Here is a 16,643-nt window from a genome sequence, read left to right on the forward strand (position 1 = left end):
CGAGCGGGCAGCGCTCCAACGATTTAGCGCAGCACTTCAACCATTTCCGTAAGCGTGGTCAGAACATCCTTGGCCAGCTGCTTCGAACGTTTGCCAGACCAGCCCGTTATCAGATCCGGGGCGTTGTCGTTGTCCTTGAACGGCATTTCCAGGGTCAGTGACAGGCACTTGAAGCGCTCACCGACGCTGTTGCAGGCCAGGTTCATGTTGGCCTGACCGGGTTGCGAGCGGGGATAGCCATAACGCGTCTGGAAATCCCGGGTGATCTCGCTCAAGCGGCGGCGGAAGTGTTCTTCCAGCTCAGCTTGCTTGGCGGTATAGCCGGGATTGCCTTCGCAGGCAGCAGTGAAGACGTAGGGGATTTCCTCGTCGCCATGGACGTCAAGGAACATGTCCACGCCATATTTTTCCATCTGCTGCTTGACGAAGAACACTTCCGGGCTGGTGTCCTCAGTGGAGTCCTGCCAGCAGCGATTGAGATCCTTGCCGTTGGCGTTGGTGCGCAAATGGCCATGGAACGAGCCATCGGGATTCATGTGCGGCACCAGATACAAATCGGCGGCATCCAGCAATTGCGCCAGTTGCGGATCATTTTGCTCCACAAGGCGCTCGATCAAGCCTTCCATGAACCACTCGGCCATGTGCTCGCCGGGATGCTGTTGGGCGATGATCCAGATATTACGTTTGCCTGGCGCACCGTTGCCTCTTCGCAACAGTGGAATATCCCGACCTTCGACGCTTTTGCCGGTGGCCAACAGTTCGGTGCCGGCATTTTCCAGCGCGTGCTTGACCAACCAGTCATGGCGCTCACGGCTGTAGGGTTCAAAGTAGGCGAAATACACCTCGGAGTGGGTCGGCGTCAGGGTGAAATTCAGCGCCTTGCCGTCGAACGTTGAAGGCACGCGGAACCAGTCCTGATGATCGTAGGACGCAACGGCGTTGTAGCCGGTCCACGCCCGGTTGTAACTGGACTGGCTGGCGTTGTTGAGACTGAAATGATGGGGTTCGCCGACGTGCAGGCCTTCAACCTTGAAGTGAAACCACTGGAAATGCGGGCTTTTGGTGTCCGGGCGCATTGCCAGCTGAATATGTGCAGGGCTGCTCGCGTCTATTACTTCGATATTGCCGCTGTCGAAGTCCGCGCTGATGCTGAGAGTGGTCACGGTGGGTTCCTGTACGTCAGTGCCAAATGTGACAGCTACTTTACACGGAACACTGCGGGCCACGGCGACGTTAACTTCAGTCAATCGGTCATGGGTGAATCAGGAGAAAGCCTCGGCAGTCACCAGCAGCCCAGCCACGAATGCCGAGAGCAACCACCATCCCAGGTAGGCGCGGCGCTTGCGACGATGCCAGCCGCTGGCACCCATGGCAGTTGCCGGAGCCAATAACTGACGCCACAGGCGTTCGGTCGCCTCGAAAGCGCACAGGTGATCCAGATCCGCATCGAGCCAGTGACGAAATTCAATGCGCTGACTGGCGGTGGCCTGCGGGCTTTGCAAATGCACATACCAACGGCTGGCCGCCTCGTTGACATCGTCGGCAACCGGCGCGATGGACGCCGCCACATGGGGGCGGCTCTGCTGCAGGACTCGCACCATGGCGCGCTCCACAGCGTCCAGGTCGGTATCCAGAAAGCTGGCGATGTTGGCGTAGGGCAGGTTGTCCAGCCGACTCATGAGAAAGATCTGCTGCGTGCGGCGCGACAATTTTTGCAGACCGATGCGCAACTCTTGCGCCTGGCGGCTGAGCGGTGCATCCGGCTGGTGAGCCGGAAGGGCGGTAAAAGACGAGAGCTGGGTACTCATGATCGGTCGCCTCGCTGGTAGGGTCTTTCGATGATGAGAACAAATCTCAACGGAGAGCTCTCATCATTTACGATTTATCTGGTCGCTAAAGTCTGAGAAAGCCAACTTCACCGTCCCGTTCAATATTCTTTTTGCTATGATCCGCGCCATCGCAGAATGACACGTCTTCATTAGCCTGAAGCAATGCAAAAACCAAAAAAAAGACCCGGAAAAAATCCGGGTCAAAAACCGTGATTAGCCTGATGAGGAGATAATCCAGGAGCCGACCTAAGACTCCTGAGTTATCCAGCTGATCTCGCGACCAGCTGATGCAATAATAATCATTATCATTTGCAAGTCAAATGTTTTTCTTGCGTCCATGCAGAAAAACAACCGGTGACGAGGCCGCAGAGCCTCAATCCAGTGGCAATTCAGTAGTGCGCTTCACTTCGCTCATGGCGATGTTGGAGTGCGCTTCCTGTACATGAGGTTGTTGCAGCAGGTGATCGCGCAAGAAGCGTTCATAGCTGGAAATGTCCTGGGCCACGACCTTCAGCAAGAAATCCATATTCCCCGCCATCGCATAGCATTCCAGCACCTCCGGGTAGCCGGTGATCGCTTCTTCGAATTCGGTCAGATAACGCCGACCATGCCCCGATAACTTCACGCTGACAAAAACCGTCATGGTCAGGCCGAGCTTTTTCGGGTTGAGCAGGGCAACTTTGCGCTCGATGACGCCTTCTTCCTGGAGGCGGTTGATCCGCCGCCAGCAGGGCGACTGGGACAGCTCGACGCGTTCGGCGATCTCCGCAGCCGAAAGGTCGGCATTGTGTTGCAGCAGGCGCAGGATCTTGCGGTCGATGGGACTTAATTTAATCTGCATGAATTGACCCTGTTTTTTATTCTTATCGAAAGGAACATGTCGAATATCAGCAGATTTTCGCCAAATTAGAAAGAAAAAGCCCGGTTGCTACAGGCAGTATTTTGCTTGTGACCGCTGAGTCGAACCTGCTCGGCACTACAGCCTGAAATGCTCATAAAAATAAAAGGAGCACCTGAATGTCTTTGGCTGATATTCGTCTGGACGATAAGTACCGGCTCGCGACCGGCAATCTGTATTTGACCGGCACCCAGGCATTGACCCGCCTGCCGATGCTGCAGAAACAGCGCGACGAGGCGCGTGGCCTCAACACCGCCGGTTTCATCTCTGGCTATCGCGGTTCGCCATTGGGCAACCTCGACAAAAGCCTTTGGGATGCCAAGGATTACCTGAAACAGAACGCCATCCATTTCCAGCCCGGCGTCAACGAAGAGTTGGCGGCGACGGCCGTGTGGGGCAGTCAGCAGGTCAACCTGTTCCCCGAAGGCAAATACGATGGCGTGTTCGCCCTCTGGTACGGCAAAGGTCCCGGCGTTGATCGCTGCGGCGACGTGTTCAAGCACGCCAACTCCGCAGGCGTCGCCAACAACGGTGGCGTTTTGGTGCTGGCCGGTGACGACCATGGCTGCAAATCGTCGACCATCGCCCACCAGAGTGAACATGCGTTCATCGCCGCGATGATTCCGGTGCTCAACCCGAGCAACGTCCAGGAAATTCTCGACTACGGCATCATTGGCTGGGAGCTGTCGCGCTACAGTGGATGCTGGGTAGCGATGAAAACCATCGCCGAGAATGTCGATTCCTCGGCCGTTGTCGAAGTGGATCCGCTGCGCGTTGTTACGCAAATTCCCGAAGATTTCGACATTCCCCAAGGCGGCCTGCACATTCGCTGGCCTGATCCGCCGCTGGCTCAGGAAGCCCGCCTCAATACCTACAAAATCTACGCTGCCCGGGCCTTTGCTCGCGCCAACAAGCTCAATCAAGTGGTGATCGATTCGCCTCAGCCGCGGCTGGGCATCGTCACCACCGGCAAATCCTATCTGGATGTGCGGCAGGCGCTGGAGGAGCTGGGCATCGATCAGGAGTTGTGCGCGCAGGTCGGCATTCGGGTGCTCAAGGTCGGCATGAGCTGGCCGCTGGAACCGGTGTCGGTGCACGATTTCGCGCAAGGGCTGGACGAAATACTCGTCGTTGAAGAAAAACGCAGCGTCGTCGAAGATCAGCTCACCGGCCAGCTCTACAACTGGCCCGTGGACCGCCGTCCGGTGGTGGTTGGCGAGTTCGACGAGCAGGGGCGTTCGCTGCTGCCCAACCTCAGCGAGCTGACGCCGGCGATGATTGCCCGGGTCATTGCCAAACGTCTCGCGCCTTTCTACAGCAGCCCGCAAATCGAGGCGCGTCTGCAGTTCCTCGCTGAAAAGGAACAAGCGCTGCAAGCACCGCTGTTCAATACTCAGCGCACCCCGCATTTCTGCTCCGGCTGCCCGCACAACACCTCGACCCGGGTGCCTGAAGGCAGCCGCGCCCTGGCCGGCATTGGTTGCCACTACATGACCATCTGGATGGATCGGGCCACCGAAACCTTCACCCAGATGGGCGGCGAGGGCGTGACCTGGATCGGCCAGGCGCCGTTCACCGAAACGCCCCACGTGTTTCAGAACCTGGGCGACGGTACTTACTTTCACTCCGGGCATCTGGCCGTGCGAGCAGCGGTCGCGGCCGGGGTCAACATTACTTACAAGATTCTCTACAACGACGCCGTGGCGATGACGGGCGGGCAGCCTATCGATGGCATTTTGCGGGTCGATCAGCTCAGCCGTCAGGTCTTCAACGAAGGCGTGCTGCGCATCGCGCTGGTCTCTGATGAGCCGGACAAATACCCGAGCCGCGACGGCTTCGCGCCGATCACCACCTTTCACCACCGACGCGATCTGGACAGCGTGCAGCGCGAGCTGCGTGAGTTCAAAGGTGTTTCGGTGATCATTTATGACCAGACCTGCGCCACCGAGAAGCGTCGTCGGCGCAAACGCGGCACCATGAAGGATCTGGAAAAACGCGCGTTGATCAATCCGGCGGTGTGCGAAGGCTGCGGCGATTGCGGGGTCAAGTCGGGCTGTTTGTCCGTGCTGCCCAAGGAAACGGCGCAGGGCCGCAAGCGGGAAATCGATCAAAACGCCTGTAACAAGGATTTCAGCTGCGTCGAAGGTTTCTGCCCAAGCTTTGTCACCGTTCATGGCGGCGCATTGCGCAAGCCGAGCCTGCCATCTCAAGTGCAAGCCTTCGCCCAACTGCCAGACCCGCAGCTACCAAGCCTGGCCAAACCGCACAACATTCTGCTGTCGGGTGTCGGCGGTACGGGTGTGACCACGGTTGGCGCCATGCTGGGCTTCGCCGCCAACCTGGAAGGCAAAGGCTGCAGCGTGCTTGACCAGGCCGGTCTGGCGCAGAAGTTCGGCCCGGTGGTCAGCCACATCCGCATTGCGGCGCGACAGGAAGACCTGTTTGCGGTGCGCATTGCGGCGGGTGAAGCGCATCTGTTGCTGGGCTGTGACTTGCTGGTGGCGTCCGGTCCGGACGCGATTGCCAAGCTCAACTCAACTTTCTCCCATGCCGTGGTCAACAGCCAGCAAACCCCGACTGCCGAATTCACCCGCAACCCGGACGCCGAGTTTCCGGCCGAAGCGATGAAACAGACCATTCGCGACGCCGTGGGCGTGCAACATACCCACTTTGTTGAAGCGACGGATCTGGCGACCAAACTCCTGGGCGATACCATTGCCAGTAACCTGTTCATGCTCGGGTATGCCTTCCAGTTGGGTTTGATCCCGCTAAGTTCGGCGGCTATCGAGAAGGCCATCGAACTCAATGGCGTGTCGGTCAAGCTCAATCAGCAGGCATTTCTCTGGGGGCGTCGCGCAGCGCATGATCTGCCGGCTGTACAGGCTGCGGCCAACCCTGCCGGTCAGGTTCCGGAAGAACCGCAATTGCTGAGCCTCGATCAACGGGTGCAGGGCAATGTCGCCACTCTGACGGCCTACCAGAATGACGCCTACGCCAAGCGCTACATGCGGCTGGTGAGCAAGGTTCAGGAAACCGAGGCGCGGATGTTTCCGGGCCAGCAACTGGCGTTGACCGAGGCGGTGGCCTTCAACTACGTCAAGCTGCTGGCCTACAAGGATGAATATGAAGTGGCGCGGCTATACAGCAACGGCGATTTCACCCGCCAATTGCAGGCGCAGTTTGAAGGTGACTATCGTCTGGAATACCACCTTGCGCCGTCATGGCTGGCCAAGCGTGACAAGCTGACCGGGCAACCGCGTAAACGCAGTTTCGGTCCGTGGATGCTCAAGGCCTTCGACGTCCTGGCGAAGTTCAAATTCCTGCGTGGCACGGCCATCGATCCATTCGGTCGCAGCCTGGATCGCCGCCAGGAGCGGGAGCTGATCGAGTCTTACGTCAGCGACATCGAGCTGATCCTCCAGCACCTGTCAGCGTCCAATCGCCACACGGCACTGAGTCTGGCCCGACTGCCGGAGAAAATCCGCGGTTACGGTCACATCAAGGAAAGCGCCATGAAAGCCGCAGCCCTGCAAGCCGCGCGCATGCGCCAGAGCTTGATCAGCGGCGAAGTGGAGTTGCCGAAGTTGTACGAAGTGGCTGCTTGACTGGACACCGCAGGACTGGCTTCAGCCGGGAGAGCGATCTCCCGGCTGAAGCCGGTTCGACGGGTCACAGTCTCCCGTGAATGTTTAAACGCTACCGTCCTCCAGCTCCACCAGCACCGTCCCTTCGCTGACCATCTCGCCTTCATTGCAATACAGCGCCGACACCACGCCAGCATGGGTGGCGCGGATGCTGTGTTCCATTTTCATGGCCTCCAGCACCACCAATTGCGTGCCGGCTTCAACTTGCTCACCCACTTGCACCAAAACCCGAACGATGCTGCCGTTCATGGGTGCAGTCAGGCCGCCTTGGGGGCCGTGGCTGGATTCGGCCTCGGCAATCGGGTCCAGGCGCTTGATGGCGTGCACTTCGCCCTGCCATTGCAGATACAACGTGTCGCCACGGCGCAGAGCCAGATGTTTGTGGGTTATGCCATCGGTGACCACTCGCAACTGGTCCATAGTCCATTGCACCAGCGATGTACCGCCATTGCGCAACTTGACGACTTTCTGCTGTCCATTGCAGCTCAGGTGCAGGCCAACTTCATTGGGCAACCCCAGACGCAGCCCGTTGGTAGCGGCCCAGGGCGAATGAGCGTCGTCCCGATTGACCCGAGCCGTCGCGCTCTGGCTGAACGCCTCGGCAGCGTCCTGCCAGAACTCAGCGGACAATTCGGCAGGCGCGGGCAACAGTTGCGCCTGATAGCGCGGGATGAAATCGGTATCCAGCTCGGCCGCTGCAAAAGCCGGGTGCCCGACAATGCGCCGCAAGAAGGGCAGATTGGTCTTGACCCCGCCCACCACGAACTCATCGAGCATGGACAGCAGCCGCAGGCGTGCCTCTTCGCGGGTTTCTCCCCAGGCGATCAGCTTGGCGAGCATCGGGTCGTAAAATGGCGACACGCTGTCGCCTTCGTTGACGCCGCTGTCGACCCGTTTGCCATGACCCAATGAACACTCCCGATACAACTGCAGAGTCCCGGTCGAGGGCAGGAAGTCGTGATCGGGGTCTTCAGCGTAGAGGCGCACCTCAATCGAATGGCCGTTACGCAGCATCTGTTCCTGGGATACGGGCAGATCTTCGCCTTGGGCAATTCGAATCTGCCATTCCACCAGATCCACGCCGGTAATCAGCTCGGTGACCGGGTGCTCGACTTGCAGGCGCGTGTTCATCTCCATGAAGAAGAATTCGCCTCGGGAGTCCAGCAGGAACTCCACTGTCCCCGCGCCGACGTAACCAATGGTTTGCGCCGCACGGACTGCCGCTTCGCCCATGGTCTGGCGCAGCTGCGCGCTGAGGCCCGGTGCCGGCGCTTCTTCGACGACTTTCTGGTGACGCCGTTGAATCGAACAGTCGCGATCATGCAGATAAATGCAGTGACCCTGCTGATCGGCGAACACCTGTATTTCCACATGACGCGGTTTGAGCAGGTATTTTTCGACCAGCATGCGTGAGTCGCCGAAGGACGCCTGGGCTTCGCGTTGCCCGGAGGCCAGGGCTTCAGCCATTTCCTCGGGCCGTTCGACGACCTTCATGCCTTTGCCGCCGCCGCCCGCTGTTGCCTTGAGCAAGACCGGATAACCGATACGCTGGGCTGAGCCAAGAAAAGTTTCAACGTCTTGCGCCTGGCCGTGATAACCCGGCACCAGCGGCACACCTGCGTCTTCCATCAGGGACTTGGCCGCAGCCTTGCTGCCCATGGCATCAATGGCCGAGGCGGGCGGGCCGAGGAAAATCAGCCCTGCGGCTTCGATGGCCCGCGCAAAATCGGCATTTTCGGACAAAAAGCCGTAGCCCGGATGAATCGCCTGAGCGCCACTGGCTCGGGCCGCAGCGATCAACTTGTCGATCATCAGATAACTGTCGGCGGCTTTGCTGCCGCCCAGATCCACACACATATCGGCTTCGCGACTGTGCCGTGCATCGCGATCCACTGCGCTGTGGACGGCGACCGTGGTCAAACCCATTTTTTTCGCCGTGCGCATGATCCGACAGGCGATTTCGCCCCGATTGGCGACGAGCAGCGTGGTCAGTTGCGGGGCGCTCATGAGCGTGGCTCCTTGTGGTTGTCGGCCACGGCGGCCTGCCAGCCGGGCGAACGCTTTTCCAGAAATGCGCGCAGGCCTTCCTGACCTTCGGCGCTGATGCGGATTCGGGCGATGGCGTTCTCGCAATAGCGACGCAGCCCGGGGCTGAGCTCGCCATTGCCGACTTCCCGCAGCAGGTCTTTGCTGGCGCGCATGGCCAGCGGGCTGTTGAGCAGCAGATTGTCGATCCATTGTTCGACGTAATGTTCCAGTTCGCTGGCGGGATAGCACTCGGCGAGCAGGCCGATCTGCTGCGCTCTTGCGCCGCTGAATCGCTCAGCGGTCAAGGCATAGCGCCGGGCTGCGCGTTCGCCGATGGCCTGCACCACGAACGGGCTGATGACTGCCGGAGCGAGACCGATGCGTACTTCCGACAGGCAGAATTGCGCATCCTCGGCACCAATGGCCATGTCACAGCAGCTGATCAAGCCCAAAGCGCCGCCGAATGCCGCGCCTTGCACCACGGCCAGCGCGGGGATTTTCAGCTTCGCCAGGTTGTACATCAGTTCGGCGAGTTCCCGGGCGTCGTCCAGATTGGTGTTGTAATCCAGATTCGCCGATTGCTGCATCCAGGCCAGATCGGCACCCGCGCTGAAATGCTTGCCGCGCCCGCGAATCAGCAGGAAACGCAGGCTGGTGTCGCCTTGCACCTGATCCAGCGCGAGGATCAGCTCGCGAATCATCTGGGCATTAAAGGCGTTATTTTTCTCCGGGCGATTCAGCCATAAGGTGGCGAAGCCGCGCGGGTCACGATGGACTTCTACAGTGTGAAAATCAGTCATGGTCATTCCTTGGGCGCGCACCGGCTTACATGCGGAACAGGCCGAATGTGGTGGGCTCGATGGGGGCATTGAGCGCAGCGGACAGCGCCAGGGCGAGCACGTCCCGGGTTTGGGCCGGATCGATCACGCCGTCATCCCACAAGCGGGCGCTTGAGTAGTACGGGTGCCCCTGATGCTCGTACTGATCGAGAATGGGCTGCTTGATCTCGGCTTCCTGCGCTGATGTGAACGCCCGGCCGCTACGTTCCGCCTGTTCACGCTTGACCTGTACCAGCACGCCAGCCGCTTGTTCGCCACCCATCACGCCGATGCGGGCGTTGGGCCACATCCACAAGAAGCGCGGGTCGTAAGCACGGCCACACATGCCGTAATTCCCGGCACCGAAGCTGCCGCCGATGATCACGGTGAACTTTGGCACTTTGGCGCAGGCCACAGCGGTCACCAGTTTGGCGCCGTGTTTGGCAATGCCGCCGGCTTCGTACTTCTGGCCGACCATGAATCCGGTGATGTTCTGCAGAAACAGCAGAGGAATGCCTCGCTGACAAGCCAGCTCGATGAAGTGCGCGCCTTTTTGTGCAGACTCGGCGAACAAGATGCCGTTGTTGGCCAGAATCGCGATTGGGTAGCCATGCAGGCGCGCGAAACCACACACCAGGGTCGTGCCGAACAGCGCCTTGAACTCATCGAACTGCGAACCATCCACCAACCGGGCGATGACTTCCCGCACGTCGAAAGGCTGTTTGGCGTCGGCAGGAATCACCCCGTACAGCTCTTCGCTGGCGTACAGCGGGGCGATGGGGGCGATGGCTTCGAGTTGTCCTTGTTTGCGCCAATTGAGGTTGGCGACACAGCGACGCGCCAGCTCCAAAGCATGCTTGTCGTTCTCGGCATAGTGATCGGCGACCCCGGACGTGCGGCAATGCACGTCGGCGCCGCCGAGGTCTTCAGCGCTGACCACTTCGCCGGTGGCCGCCTTGACCAGCGGCGGACCGGCAAGAAAGATCGTTGCTTGCTGGCGAACCATGATCGCTTCGTCGGCCATGGCCGGCACGTATGCACCGCCCGCCGTGCAGGAGCCCATGACCACGGCGATCTGCGGGATGCCTTGAGCGCTCATGTTGGCCTGATTGAAGAAAATCCGCCCGAAGTGTTCGCGGTCTGGAAAAACCTCGTCCTGCCTCGGCAGATTGGCGCCGCCGGAGTCCACCAGATAAATACACGGCAGGCGATTCTGCTGGGCAATAGTTTGCGCACGCAGGTGTTTCTTCACCGTGAGCGGGTAGTACGAACCGCCTTTTACCGTGGCATCGTTGGCGATGATCATGCATTCAACGCCTTCGACCCGACCAATGCCCGCGATGACGCCAGCGGCAGGGACATCTTCGTCATAAACCTGAAAGGCGGCGAGCTGGCCGATTTCCAGAAACGGCGATCCGCTGTCGAGCAGGCGATTGATCCGCTCCCGAGGCAGCAATTTGCCCCGCGAAGCATGGCGCTCCTGGGCTTTGGCGCCGCCGCCTTGCTGGATTTTCTCCAGCAACTGACGCAAGCCGCTGACGTGCTCCAGCATGACTGCTCTGTTGGCGGAAAATTCCGCTGAGCGCGTATTGATATCGGTATGCAAAATGGCCATTAGTAAATCCCTGAAACGCTGATTCCAGATTGCCGCAAGCGGCTTGAAGCTTCGTGCTTGCAGCTTGCGACTGCTTTATCGGGTCTCATTGAACAGCTCGCGCCCAATCAGCATTCGGCGAATTTCGCTGGTGCCCGCGCCAATTTCATACAGCTTGGCGTCGCGTAACAGTCGCCCGGCGGGGAATTCATTGATGTAGCCGTTGCCGCCCAGAATCTGGATGGTGTCCAGGGCCATTTGCGTCGCGCGTTCGGCGCTGTACAGGATCACCCCGGCGGCGTCCTTGCGGGTGGTTTCGCCGCGCTCGCAGGCCTGGGCCACGGCATAAAGATAAGCGCGGCTGGCGTTCAGCTGCGTATACATATCGGCCACCTTGCCCTGAATCAGCTGGAACTCGCCGATGCTTTGGCCGAATTGTTTGCGGTCATGGATGTAAGGAACAACGACGTCCATACACGCCTGCATGATTCCGGTCGGGCCGCCCGAAAGCACCACGCGCTCGTAATCCAGGCCGCTCATCAGCACTTTCACACCGCCATCCAGCGCGCCGAGCAGGTTTTCTTCGGGAACCTCGACGTCGTCGAAAAACAGCTCGCAGGTGTTCGAGCCGCGCATGCCGAGCTTGTCGAACTTGTTGCTGCGGGAAAAGCCCTTCCAGTCGCGCTCGACAATGAACGCGCTGATGCCGTGCGCAGCTTTTTCCGGGCTGGTCTTGGCGTAGATCACATAGGTGTTGGCATCCGGGCCATTGGTGATCCAGGTCTTGCTGCCATTGAGTACGAACCGGTCGCCGCGCTTGTCGGCACGCAGACGCATGGAGACCACGTCAGACCCCGCATTTGGCTCGCTCATGGCGAGGGCACCAACATGTTCGCCGCTGATGAGTTTGGGCAGGTATTTGGCTTTTTGGGCCGGATTGCCGTTACGGTTGATCTGGTTCACGCACAGGTTGGAGTGCGCGCCGTAGGACAAGGCCACGGACGCTGAACCGCGGCTGATTTCTTCCATCGCCACCACATGGGCCAGATAACCCAGGCCCGCGCCGCCATATTCTTCGTCGACAGTGACGCCCAGCAGGCCCATTTCGCCAAACTTGCGCCACAGATCAGCCGGGAACAAGTTGTCTTTATCGATTTGCGCTGCTCGTGGGGCTATCTCGGCGGCGACGAAGGACTGGACCTGATCGCGCAGCATGTCGATGGTTTCGCCCAAGGCGAAATTCAGGCTTGGGTAACTCATGGGTAGCGTTCCTTTGTTGTTGTTGGATGGGTCGCTATGACCTTTACGTTAACGTAAACCTGCGGCTGTCGAGTGTCAAACGCGCAATCATTGCATCGGATAGAGGGAGAGGGCCAAGCGGGAAGGGGGGATGACAGCTTCAAACGACAGAAAGCACGAAGGGGAGCCTAAGCTCCCCTCCAAGTTATTTTTGCATGCTCATTTTTTATTATCGGCTGGCCTATTGTTGTTTTTGGCGACCTGGCCTTGACTGCTTTTTTTGAGCGATCCCCATGCGGGATCAAGAGCAAACGTATTTTTTTGAGCGCTGATGCTGCTTTTATCAATCGATTCAACCAGTTCTGGAGCTACCTGAAGGTAGTTTTGTTGTTCTCTGTCCGGTTGTGAAGGTTCTGCAATCCAGAAGCTTCGAAAAGCGAATCCACTCCAAAAAAATCTGTTAGCTGCGTCCCGTGTTGTTCTTGTTATGTCAGAGCCGTTACGTATTGTTTTTATTGGGTTACTGCACATTTTATTCTTGTTGTACGTGAGATATAGCAGGACCCGTGCCAGTTTTGCCAAGTCCTTTAAATTCGGGGGCTGCGCAGATTTCGATGGCAGATGAAGCTGGCTGACGCATGGAAATCTGTTTCCGTGTTACCCGTTTGCGTCTATTCGCCGCCTACGTTGCGGTGCGCAGGGTAACACTCTGTGACAAGTTGTCGCATGCTAGTCCGACAGACGTGCCTTCGCCACGCGGGAACCGGTTTCTCGTCCAAGCACCTCACAGATGCGTCGACCGGCGCTGATCAGTTTGTCCAGGTCGACTCCGGTGTCTATCCCGAGGCCGTTGAGCATGTACAGGACATCCTCGGTCGCGACATTGCCGCTGGCGCCTTTGGCATAGGGACAGCCGCCCAGCCCGGCAATTGAGCTGTCAAACACCTCGATGCCTTCCAGCAGACTTGCGTAGACGTTGGCCAGCGCTTGTCCGTAGGTGTCGTGAAAGTGCCCGGCCAGTTTGCCTCGGGGGATTTGCCCTGCGACCACATCGATCAAGTCCCGGGTGGCTCCGGGCGTGCCAGTGCCGATGGTGTCGCCCAGGGAGATCTCGTAGCAGCCCATGGCAAGCAGCTCGTTGGCGACTGCCGCGACCTGTTGCGGCGCTACTTCCCCTTCATAAGGGCAGCCAAGGACGCAGGACACGTAACCGCGCACCTTGATGCCATGCAGGCGCGCAGCCTCCATGATCGGCGCGAAACGTTCCAGGCTTTCGCTGATGGAGCAATTGATGTTGCGCTGGGAGAACGCTTCGGAAGCTGCGGCAAACACCGCGACTTCCTTCACGCCAGCGGCCAGCGCATCTTCGAAGCCACGCCAGTTGGGCGCCAGTGCTGCGTAAGTGATGCCAGCGTTACGCTGGATTTGCGCGAACACCTCGGCGGAACCGGCCATTTGCGGCACCCATTTGGCCGAGACAAAAGCGCCGACCTCGATGTAGCTCAAGCCTGTGGCGGACAGGTCGTCCACGAGACGAACCTTGTCGGCGACGCTGATGGGCTGCGCTTCATTCTGCAGGCCGTCGCGTGGGCCGACTTCTACCAGACGTACTTTTTTGGGCAGCGACATACCGGTCTCCAGCTAGAAAGTGTCGGGAATTATTCAGTAATCAACTGATTTTCATCAATTTTATCCAGGGCCAGCTTGCAGCGTTCCTCGGCTGTGTCCAGCTCCAGCTGCATTTGCTGAATATCCAGCAATTGCTGTTCAAGCTGGTTACGACGCTCGATGATCTTTTCCAGCATGGTGTGCAATTGTTTGCGGTTGCCGCCACTTGGATCGTAGAGACCGATCAAGTCCCGACACTCAGCCAGGGAAAAGCCGATGCGCTTACCGCGCAGGATCAGTTTCAGGGTGACCTTGTCACGGGCTGAATAGATGCGCTCCAGCCCCCGACGCTCAGGGGCCAGCATGCCTTGCTCTTCATAAAAGCGGATCGCCCGGGTGGTGATGTCCAGCTCGCGGGCGAGGTCGGAAATGCTATAGGTCTGGTTGCTCATGAGAACGCTCGACGGGAAACTTGGAGCTAACCTACGGCGCAGTTAACGTTAACGTCAAGCGATCGGGCCGCCCGGTCAATCCGGTCAATCTAGAATCAGCATTAAATAGTAAGATTTAGATTGTATAAATCAGCTAGTTGCATGATCTAAATGAAGTTCTTTCGAGGTATTTTCCTTCGCCGTGATGGTCTGACACAGCTCGATGATCTGCTCGCGCATCCAGCGGTTGGCCGGGTCCTGATCAGTGCTTTCGTGCCAATACAGATGAGTTTCTACCGATGGCACATCGTTGACTGGCAATGCCACGTAATGCAGGTCGTGACGTCGGGCAAAGCGCTCGGGCACCGTCATGACCATGTCGGTTTGTTGCAGCACTTGCGACGCCATCAGGTAATGCTGGGAACGCAAGGCAACCTTGCGCTGGATACCCATCTTCCCAAGCGCCAGATCGACATAACCGAGGCCGCTGCGGCGGCTGGAAATATGGATATGCGTCAGCGATAAATAGTCTTCGAGCTTGAACAGTTCCTTGCCCGCCAGCGGATGGCCACGGCGCATGGCGCAGACATATTTGTCTTCCATGAGCTTGACGTGCCGCACTTGAGGATCGGTGTTCAACGGTGCATCAACCGCAAAATCAAGACGTCCGGCCGCCAGTTCCTTGGTGGTCTCGCGACGTTTGGACAGGAAGCTTTCAATCGTGACATTGGGTGCCAGGCGTCGCAGACGCTGGAACAAGGCCGGCAGCGTTACCGCTTCGGTCAGGTCCGTCATGCTGATGCGGTAGTTCTTGTTGGCCTGTAGCGGGTTGAAAATGCGACTTTCCTGCACCGAAACCCTGAGCAGCGACAGCGCATTACGCACCGGCCCGATAATGTTCTGGGCCATGGGGGTAGGCACCATGCCCTGGGCGGTACGCACGAACAGCGGGTCGTTGAAGGTTTCCCGAAGGCGGGCCAGGGCGTTGGACACCGCCGGCTGGGTGATGCCGACGATCTGCCCGGCGCGGGTCAGATTGGCTTCGGTATAGATCGCGTCAAACACGATGAATAGATTGAGATCGACCTTGCTCAGGTTCATTCGATGCGCCTCATTACTGTTTTTGTTGTGTCGCGGCTCGTTGGCTGCGTGGCCCGACTATATATCGGTTATGAATGTTTATACACGCCGAGAATAGGTTAGATAAATGTTGGTCGCTGGCCTAGCATCGAATTCATGACCAGATAAGCTCATCAGAAGGTAGCTGCCCATGGATTTTGCGTACTCATCGAAGGTTCAGCAATTGCGCGAACGCGTCACCGCGTTCATGGATGCCTTTGTCTATCCCGCTGAACCGGTGTTCGAACGTCAAGTTGCCGAAGGCGACCGCTGGCAGCCCACCGCGATCATGGAAGAGCTCAAGGCCAAGGCCAAGGCTGAAGGGTTGTGGAACCTGTTTTTGCCTGAATCAGAATTGGGTGCGGGGTTGACCAACCTGGAATACGCACCGCTGGCGGAAATCATGGGTCGTTCGCTGTTGGGCCCGGAACCCTTCAATTGCTCGGCACCGGACACCGGCAATATGGAAGTGCTGGTGCGTTATGCCAGCGAGGCGCAAAAAACCCAGTGGCTTGAGCCGTTATTGCGCGGCGAGATTCGCTCGGCATTTGCCATGACCGAACCCGATGTCGCGTCTTCGGATGCCACCAATATGGCGGCCCGCGCTGAGCGCCAGGGCGATCAGTGGGTGATCAATGGCCGCAAATGGTGGACGTCCGGCGCCTGCGATCCGCGCTGCAAGATTCTGATCTTCATGGGCCTGAGCGATCCCGATGGCCCACGTCATCAGCAACACTCGATGATCCTGGTACCCACCGATACCCCAGGCGTGAAAATCGTACGGCCGGTCCCGGTTTTCGGCTACGACGACGCACCTCATGGTCACGCTGAGGTGTTATTCGAAAACGTGCGAGTCCCTTACGAGAATGTCCTGTTGGGCGAGGGTCGGGGTTTTGAGATCGCCCAGGGTCGACTCGGGCCGGGGCGCATTCACCATTGCATGCGTTCCATCGGCATGGCCGAACGCGCTCTGGAATTGATGTGCAAACGTGCGGTCAGTCGTGTTGCTTTCGGACGTCCGCTGGCCCGTTTGGGCGGCAATGTCGACAAGATCGCCGACTCTCGAATGGAAATCGATATGGCGCGGCTGCTGACGCTGAAGGCCGCGTACATGATGGATACCGTCGGCAACAAAGTCGCGAAAAGCGAGATCGCGCAAATCAAGGTGGTGGCGCCCAATGTTGCCCTGAAGGTGATTGATCGGGCGATTCAGATTCACGGCGGCGCCGGGGTTTCCAACGATTTCCCGCTGGCCTATATGTACGCCATGCAGCGCACCCTGCGCCTGGCGGACGGCCCGGACGAAGTCCATCGTGCGGCCATCGGCAAGTTTGAGATTGGCAAGTATGTGCCGAAGGGATACGCCAAAGAGCCAACACTGTAGGAGCGGATTTATTCGCGAATGGATGTTATATCCGGTGAAGAGTGGCGGATC

13 protein-coding genes are annotated in these 16,643 nt (G+C 58.6%); 2 read left to right on the forward strand and 11 right to left on the reverse strand.

Annotated features, from left to right (window positions below; genetic code table 11):
• Positions 1 to 23 precede the first annotated feature (23 nt).
• From CFII64_RS06575 to CFII64_RS06585, 3 genes are all read right to left on the reverse strand, one after another.
• A complete protein-coding gene (locus CFII64_RS06575) occupies positions 24 to 1,163 on the reverse strand; it encodes a M14-type cytosolic carboxypeptidase (protein WP_020290000.1) in 1,140 nt (379 codons plus the stop codon).
• Positions 1,164 to 1,262: 99 nt separating this feature from the next.
• On the reverse strand, positions 1,263 to 1,808 hold the full coding sequence (locus CFII64_RS06580) for a DUF4880 domain-containing protein (RefSeq protein WP_020290001.1): 546 nt from the start codon (positions 1,806 to 1,808) through the stop codon (positions 1,263 to 1,265).
• 394 nt (positions 1,809 to 2,202) lie between these two features.
• Positions 2,203 to 2,670, reverse strand: a complete 468-nt coding sequence (locus CFII64_RS06585) for an Lrp/AsnC family transcriptional regulator (RefSeq protein WP_020290002.1) — start codon at positions 2,668 to 2,670, stop codon at positions 2,203 to 2,205.
• A 176-nt stretch (positions 2,671 to 2,846) separates the two neighbouring features.
• Between CFII64_RS06585 and CFII64_RS06590 the strand changes: the two genes are divergently transcribed.
• A complete protein-coding gene (locus CFII64_RS06590; protein ID WP_020290003.1) occupies positions 2,847 to 6,332 on the forward strand; it encodes an indolepyruvate ferredoxin oxidoreductase family protein in 3,486 nt (1,161 codons plus the stop codon).
• 84 nt (positions 6,333 to 6,416) lie between these two features.
• Here CFII64_RS06590 and CFII64_RS06595 read toward each other — a convergent pair whose 3' ends face one another.
• The 8 genes from CFII64_RS06595 to CFII64_RS06625 form a co-directional block, all read right to left on the reverse strand.
• Entirely contained in the window at positions 6,417 to 8,378 is a 1,962-nt protein-coding gene (locus tag CFII64_RS06595; protein WP_020290004.1) for an acetyl/propionyl/methylcrotonyl-CoA carboxylase subunit alpha, read from the reverse strand.
• The gene (locus CFII64_RS06600; protein ID WP_020290005.1) at positions 8,375 to 9,199 is read right to left on the reverse strand and encodes a gamma-carboxygeranoyl-CoA hydratase; all 825 of its coding nucleotides are present in this window, start codon (positions 9,197 to 9,199) and stop codon (positions 8,375 to 8,377) included. Before CFII64_RS06600 ends, CFII64_RS06595 begins: the two co-directional genes overlap by 4 nt.
• A 25-nt stretch (positions 9,200 to 9,224) precedes the next feature.
• Entirely contained in the window at positions 9,225 to 10,832 is a 1,608-nt protein-coding gene (locus tag CFII64_RS06605; protein WP_020290006.1) for a carboxyl transferase domain-containing protein, read from the reverse strand.
• Positions 10,833 to 10,907: 75 nt separating this feature from the next.
• On the reverse strand, positions 10,908 to 12,071 hold the full coding sequence (locus tag CFII64_RS06610) for an isovaleryl-CoA dehydrogenase (RefSeq protein ID WP_020290007.1): 1,164 nt from the start codon (positions 12,069 to 12,071) through the stop codon (positions 10,908 to 10,910).
• A gap of 198 nt (positions 12,072 to 12,269) precedes the next feature.
• On the reverse strand, positions 12,270 to 12,581 hold the full coding sequence (locus CFII64_RS29725; RefSeq protein WP_156883151.1) for a hypothetical protein: 312 nt from the start codon (positions 12,579 to 12,581) through the stop codon (positions 12,270 to 12,272).
• Between the two features lie 198 nt (positions 12,582 to 12,779).
• Complete coding sequence (locus CFII64_RS06615) at positions 12,780 to 13,679, reverse strand: hydroxymethylglutaryl-CoA lyase (RefSeq protein WP_020290008.1); 900 nt, start codon at positions 13,677 to 13,679, stop codon at positions 12,780 to 12,782.
• Between the two features lie 29 nt (positions 13,680 to 13,708).
• Complete coding sequence (locus CFII64_RS06620) at positions 13,709 to 14,110, reverse strand: MerR family DNA-binding transcriptional regulator (RefSeq protein ID WP_020290009.1); 402 nt, start codon at positions 14,108 to 14,110, stop codon at positions 13,709 to 13,711.
• Positions 14,111 to 14,239: 129 nt separating this feature from the next.
• Positions 14,240 to 15,190 carry a LysR family transcriptional regulator gene (locus tag CFII64_RS06625; protein ID WP_020290010.1) on the reverse strand — a complete coding sequence of 317 codons (951 nt, stop codon included), beginning with the start codon at positions 15,188 to 15,190 and terminating at the stop codon, positions 14,240 to 14,242.
• 169 nt (positions 15,191 to 15,359) lie between these two features.
• On the opposite strand from CFII64_RS06625, the gene CFII64_RS06630 reads away from it, so the two are divergent.
• Positions 15,360 to 16,592 (forward strand): acyl-CoA dehydrogenase, encoded by a 1,233-nt coding sequence (locus tag CFII64_RS06630; protein ID WP_020290011.1) that lies wholly within the window; start codon positions 15,360 to 15,362, stop codon positions 16,590 to 16,592.
• Positions 16,593 to 16,643 lie beyond the last annotated feature (51 nt).

Origin of the sequence: Pseudomonas sp. CFII64, assembly GCF_000416235.1 — a bacterium.
GTDB lineage: Bacteria > Pseudomonadota > Gammaproteobacteria > Pseudomonadales > Pseudomonadaceae > Aquipseudomonas.

What these genes read in the sequence shown, in the direction of transcription:
- CFII64_RS06590 (WP_020290003.1), top strand. Translation starts at nt 2,847, where the DNA reads ATGTCTTTGGCTGATATTCGTCTGGACGATAAGTACCGGCTCGCGACC.
- CFII64_RS06595 (WP_020290004.1), bottom strand. Translation starts at nt 8,378, where the DNA reads ATGAGCGCCCCGCAACTGACCACGCTGCTCGTCGCCAATCGGGGCGAA.
- CFII64_RS06600 (WP_020290005.1), bottom strand. Translation starts at nt 9,199, where the DNA reads ATGACTGATTTTCACACTGTAGAAGTCCATCGTGACCCGCGCGGCTTC.
- CFII64_RS06620 (WP_020290009.1), bottom strand. Translation starts at nt 14,110, where the DNA reads ATGAGCAACCAGACCTATAGCATTTCCGACCTCGCCCGCGAGCTGGAC.
- CFII64_RS06605 (WP_020290006.1), bottom strand. Translation starts at nt 10,832, where the DNA reads ATGGCCATTTTGCATACCGATATCAATACGCGCTCAGCGGAATTTTCC.
- CFII64_RS06630 (WP_020290011.1), top strand. Translation starts at nt 15,360, where the DNA reads ATGGATTTTGCGTACTCATCGAAGGTTCAGCAATTGCGCGAACGCGTC.
- CFII64_RS29725 (WP_156883151.1), bottom strand. Translation starts at nt 12,581, where the DNA reads ATGTGCAGTAACCCAATAAAAACAATACGTAACGGCTCTGACATAACA.
- CFII64_RS06580 (WP_020290001.1), bottom strand. Translation starts at nt 1,808, where the DNA reads ATGAGTACCCAGCTCTCGTCTTTTACCGCCCTTCCGGCTCACCAGCCG.
- CFII64_RS06615 (WP_020290008.1), bottom strand. Translation starts at nt 13,679, where the DNA reads ATGTCGCTGCCCAAAAAAGTACGTCTGGTAGAAGTCGGCCCACGCGAC.
- CFII64_RS06585 (WP_020290002.1), bottom strand. Translation starts at nt 2,670, where the DNA reads ATGCAGATTAAATTAAGTCCCATCGACCGCAAGATCCTGCGCCTGCTG.
- CFII64_RS06610 (WP_020290007.1), bottom strand. Translation starts at nt 12,071, where the DNA reads ATGAGTTACCCAAGCCTGAATTTCGCCTTGGGCGAAACCATCGACATG.
- CFII64_RS06625 (WP_020290010.1), bottom strand. Translation starts at nt 15,190, where the DNA reads ATGAACCTGAGCAAGGTCGATCTCAATCTATTCATCGTGTTTGACGCG.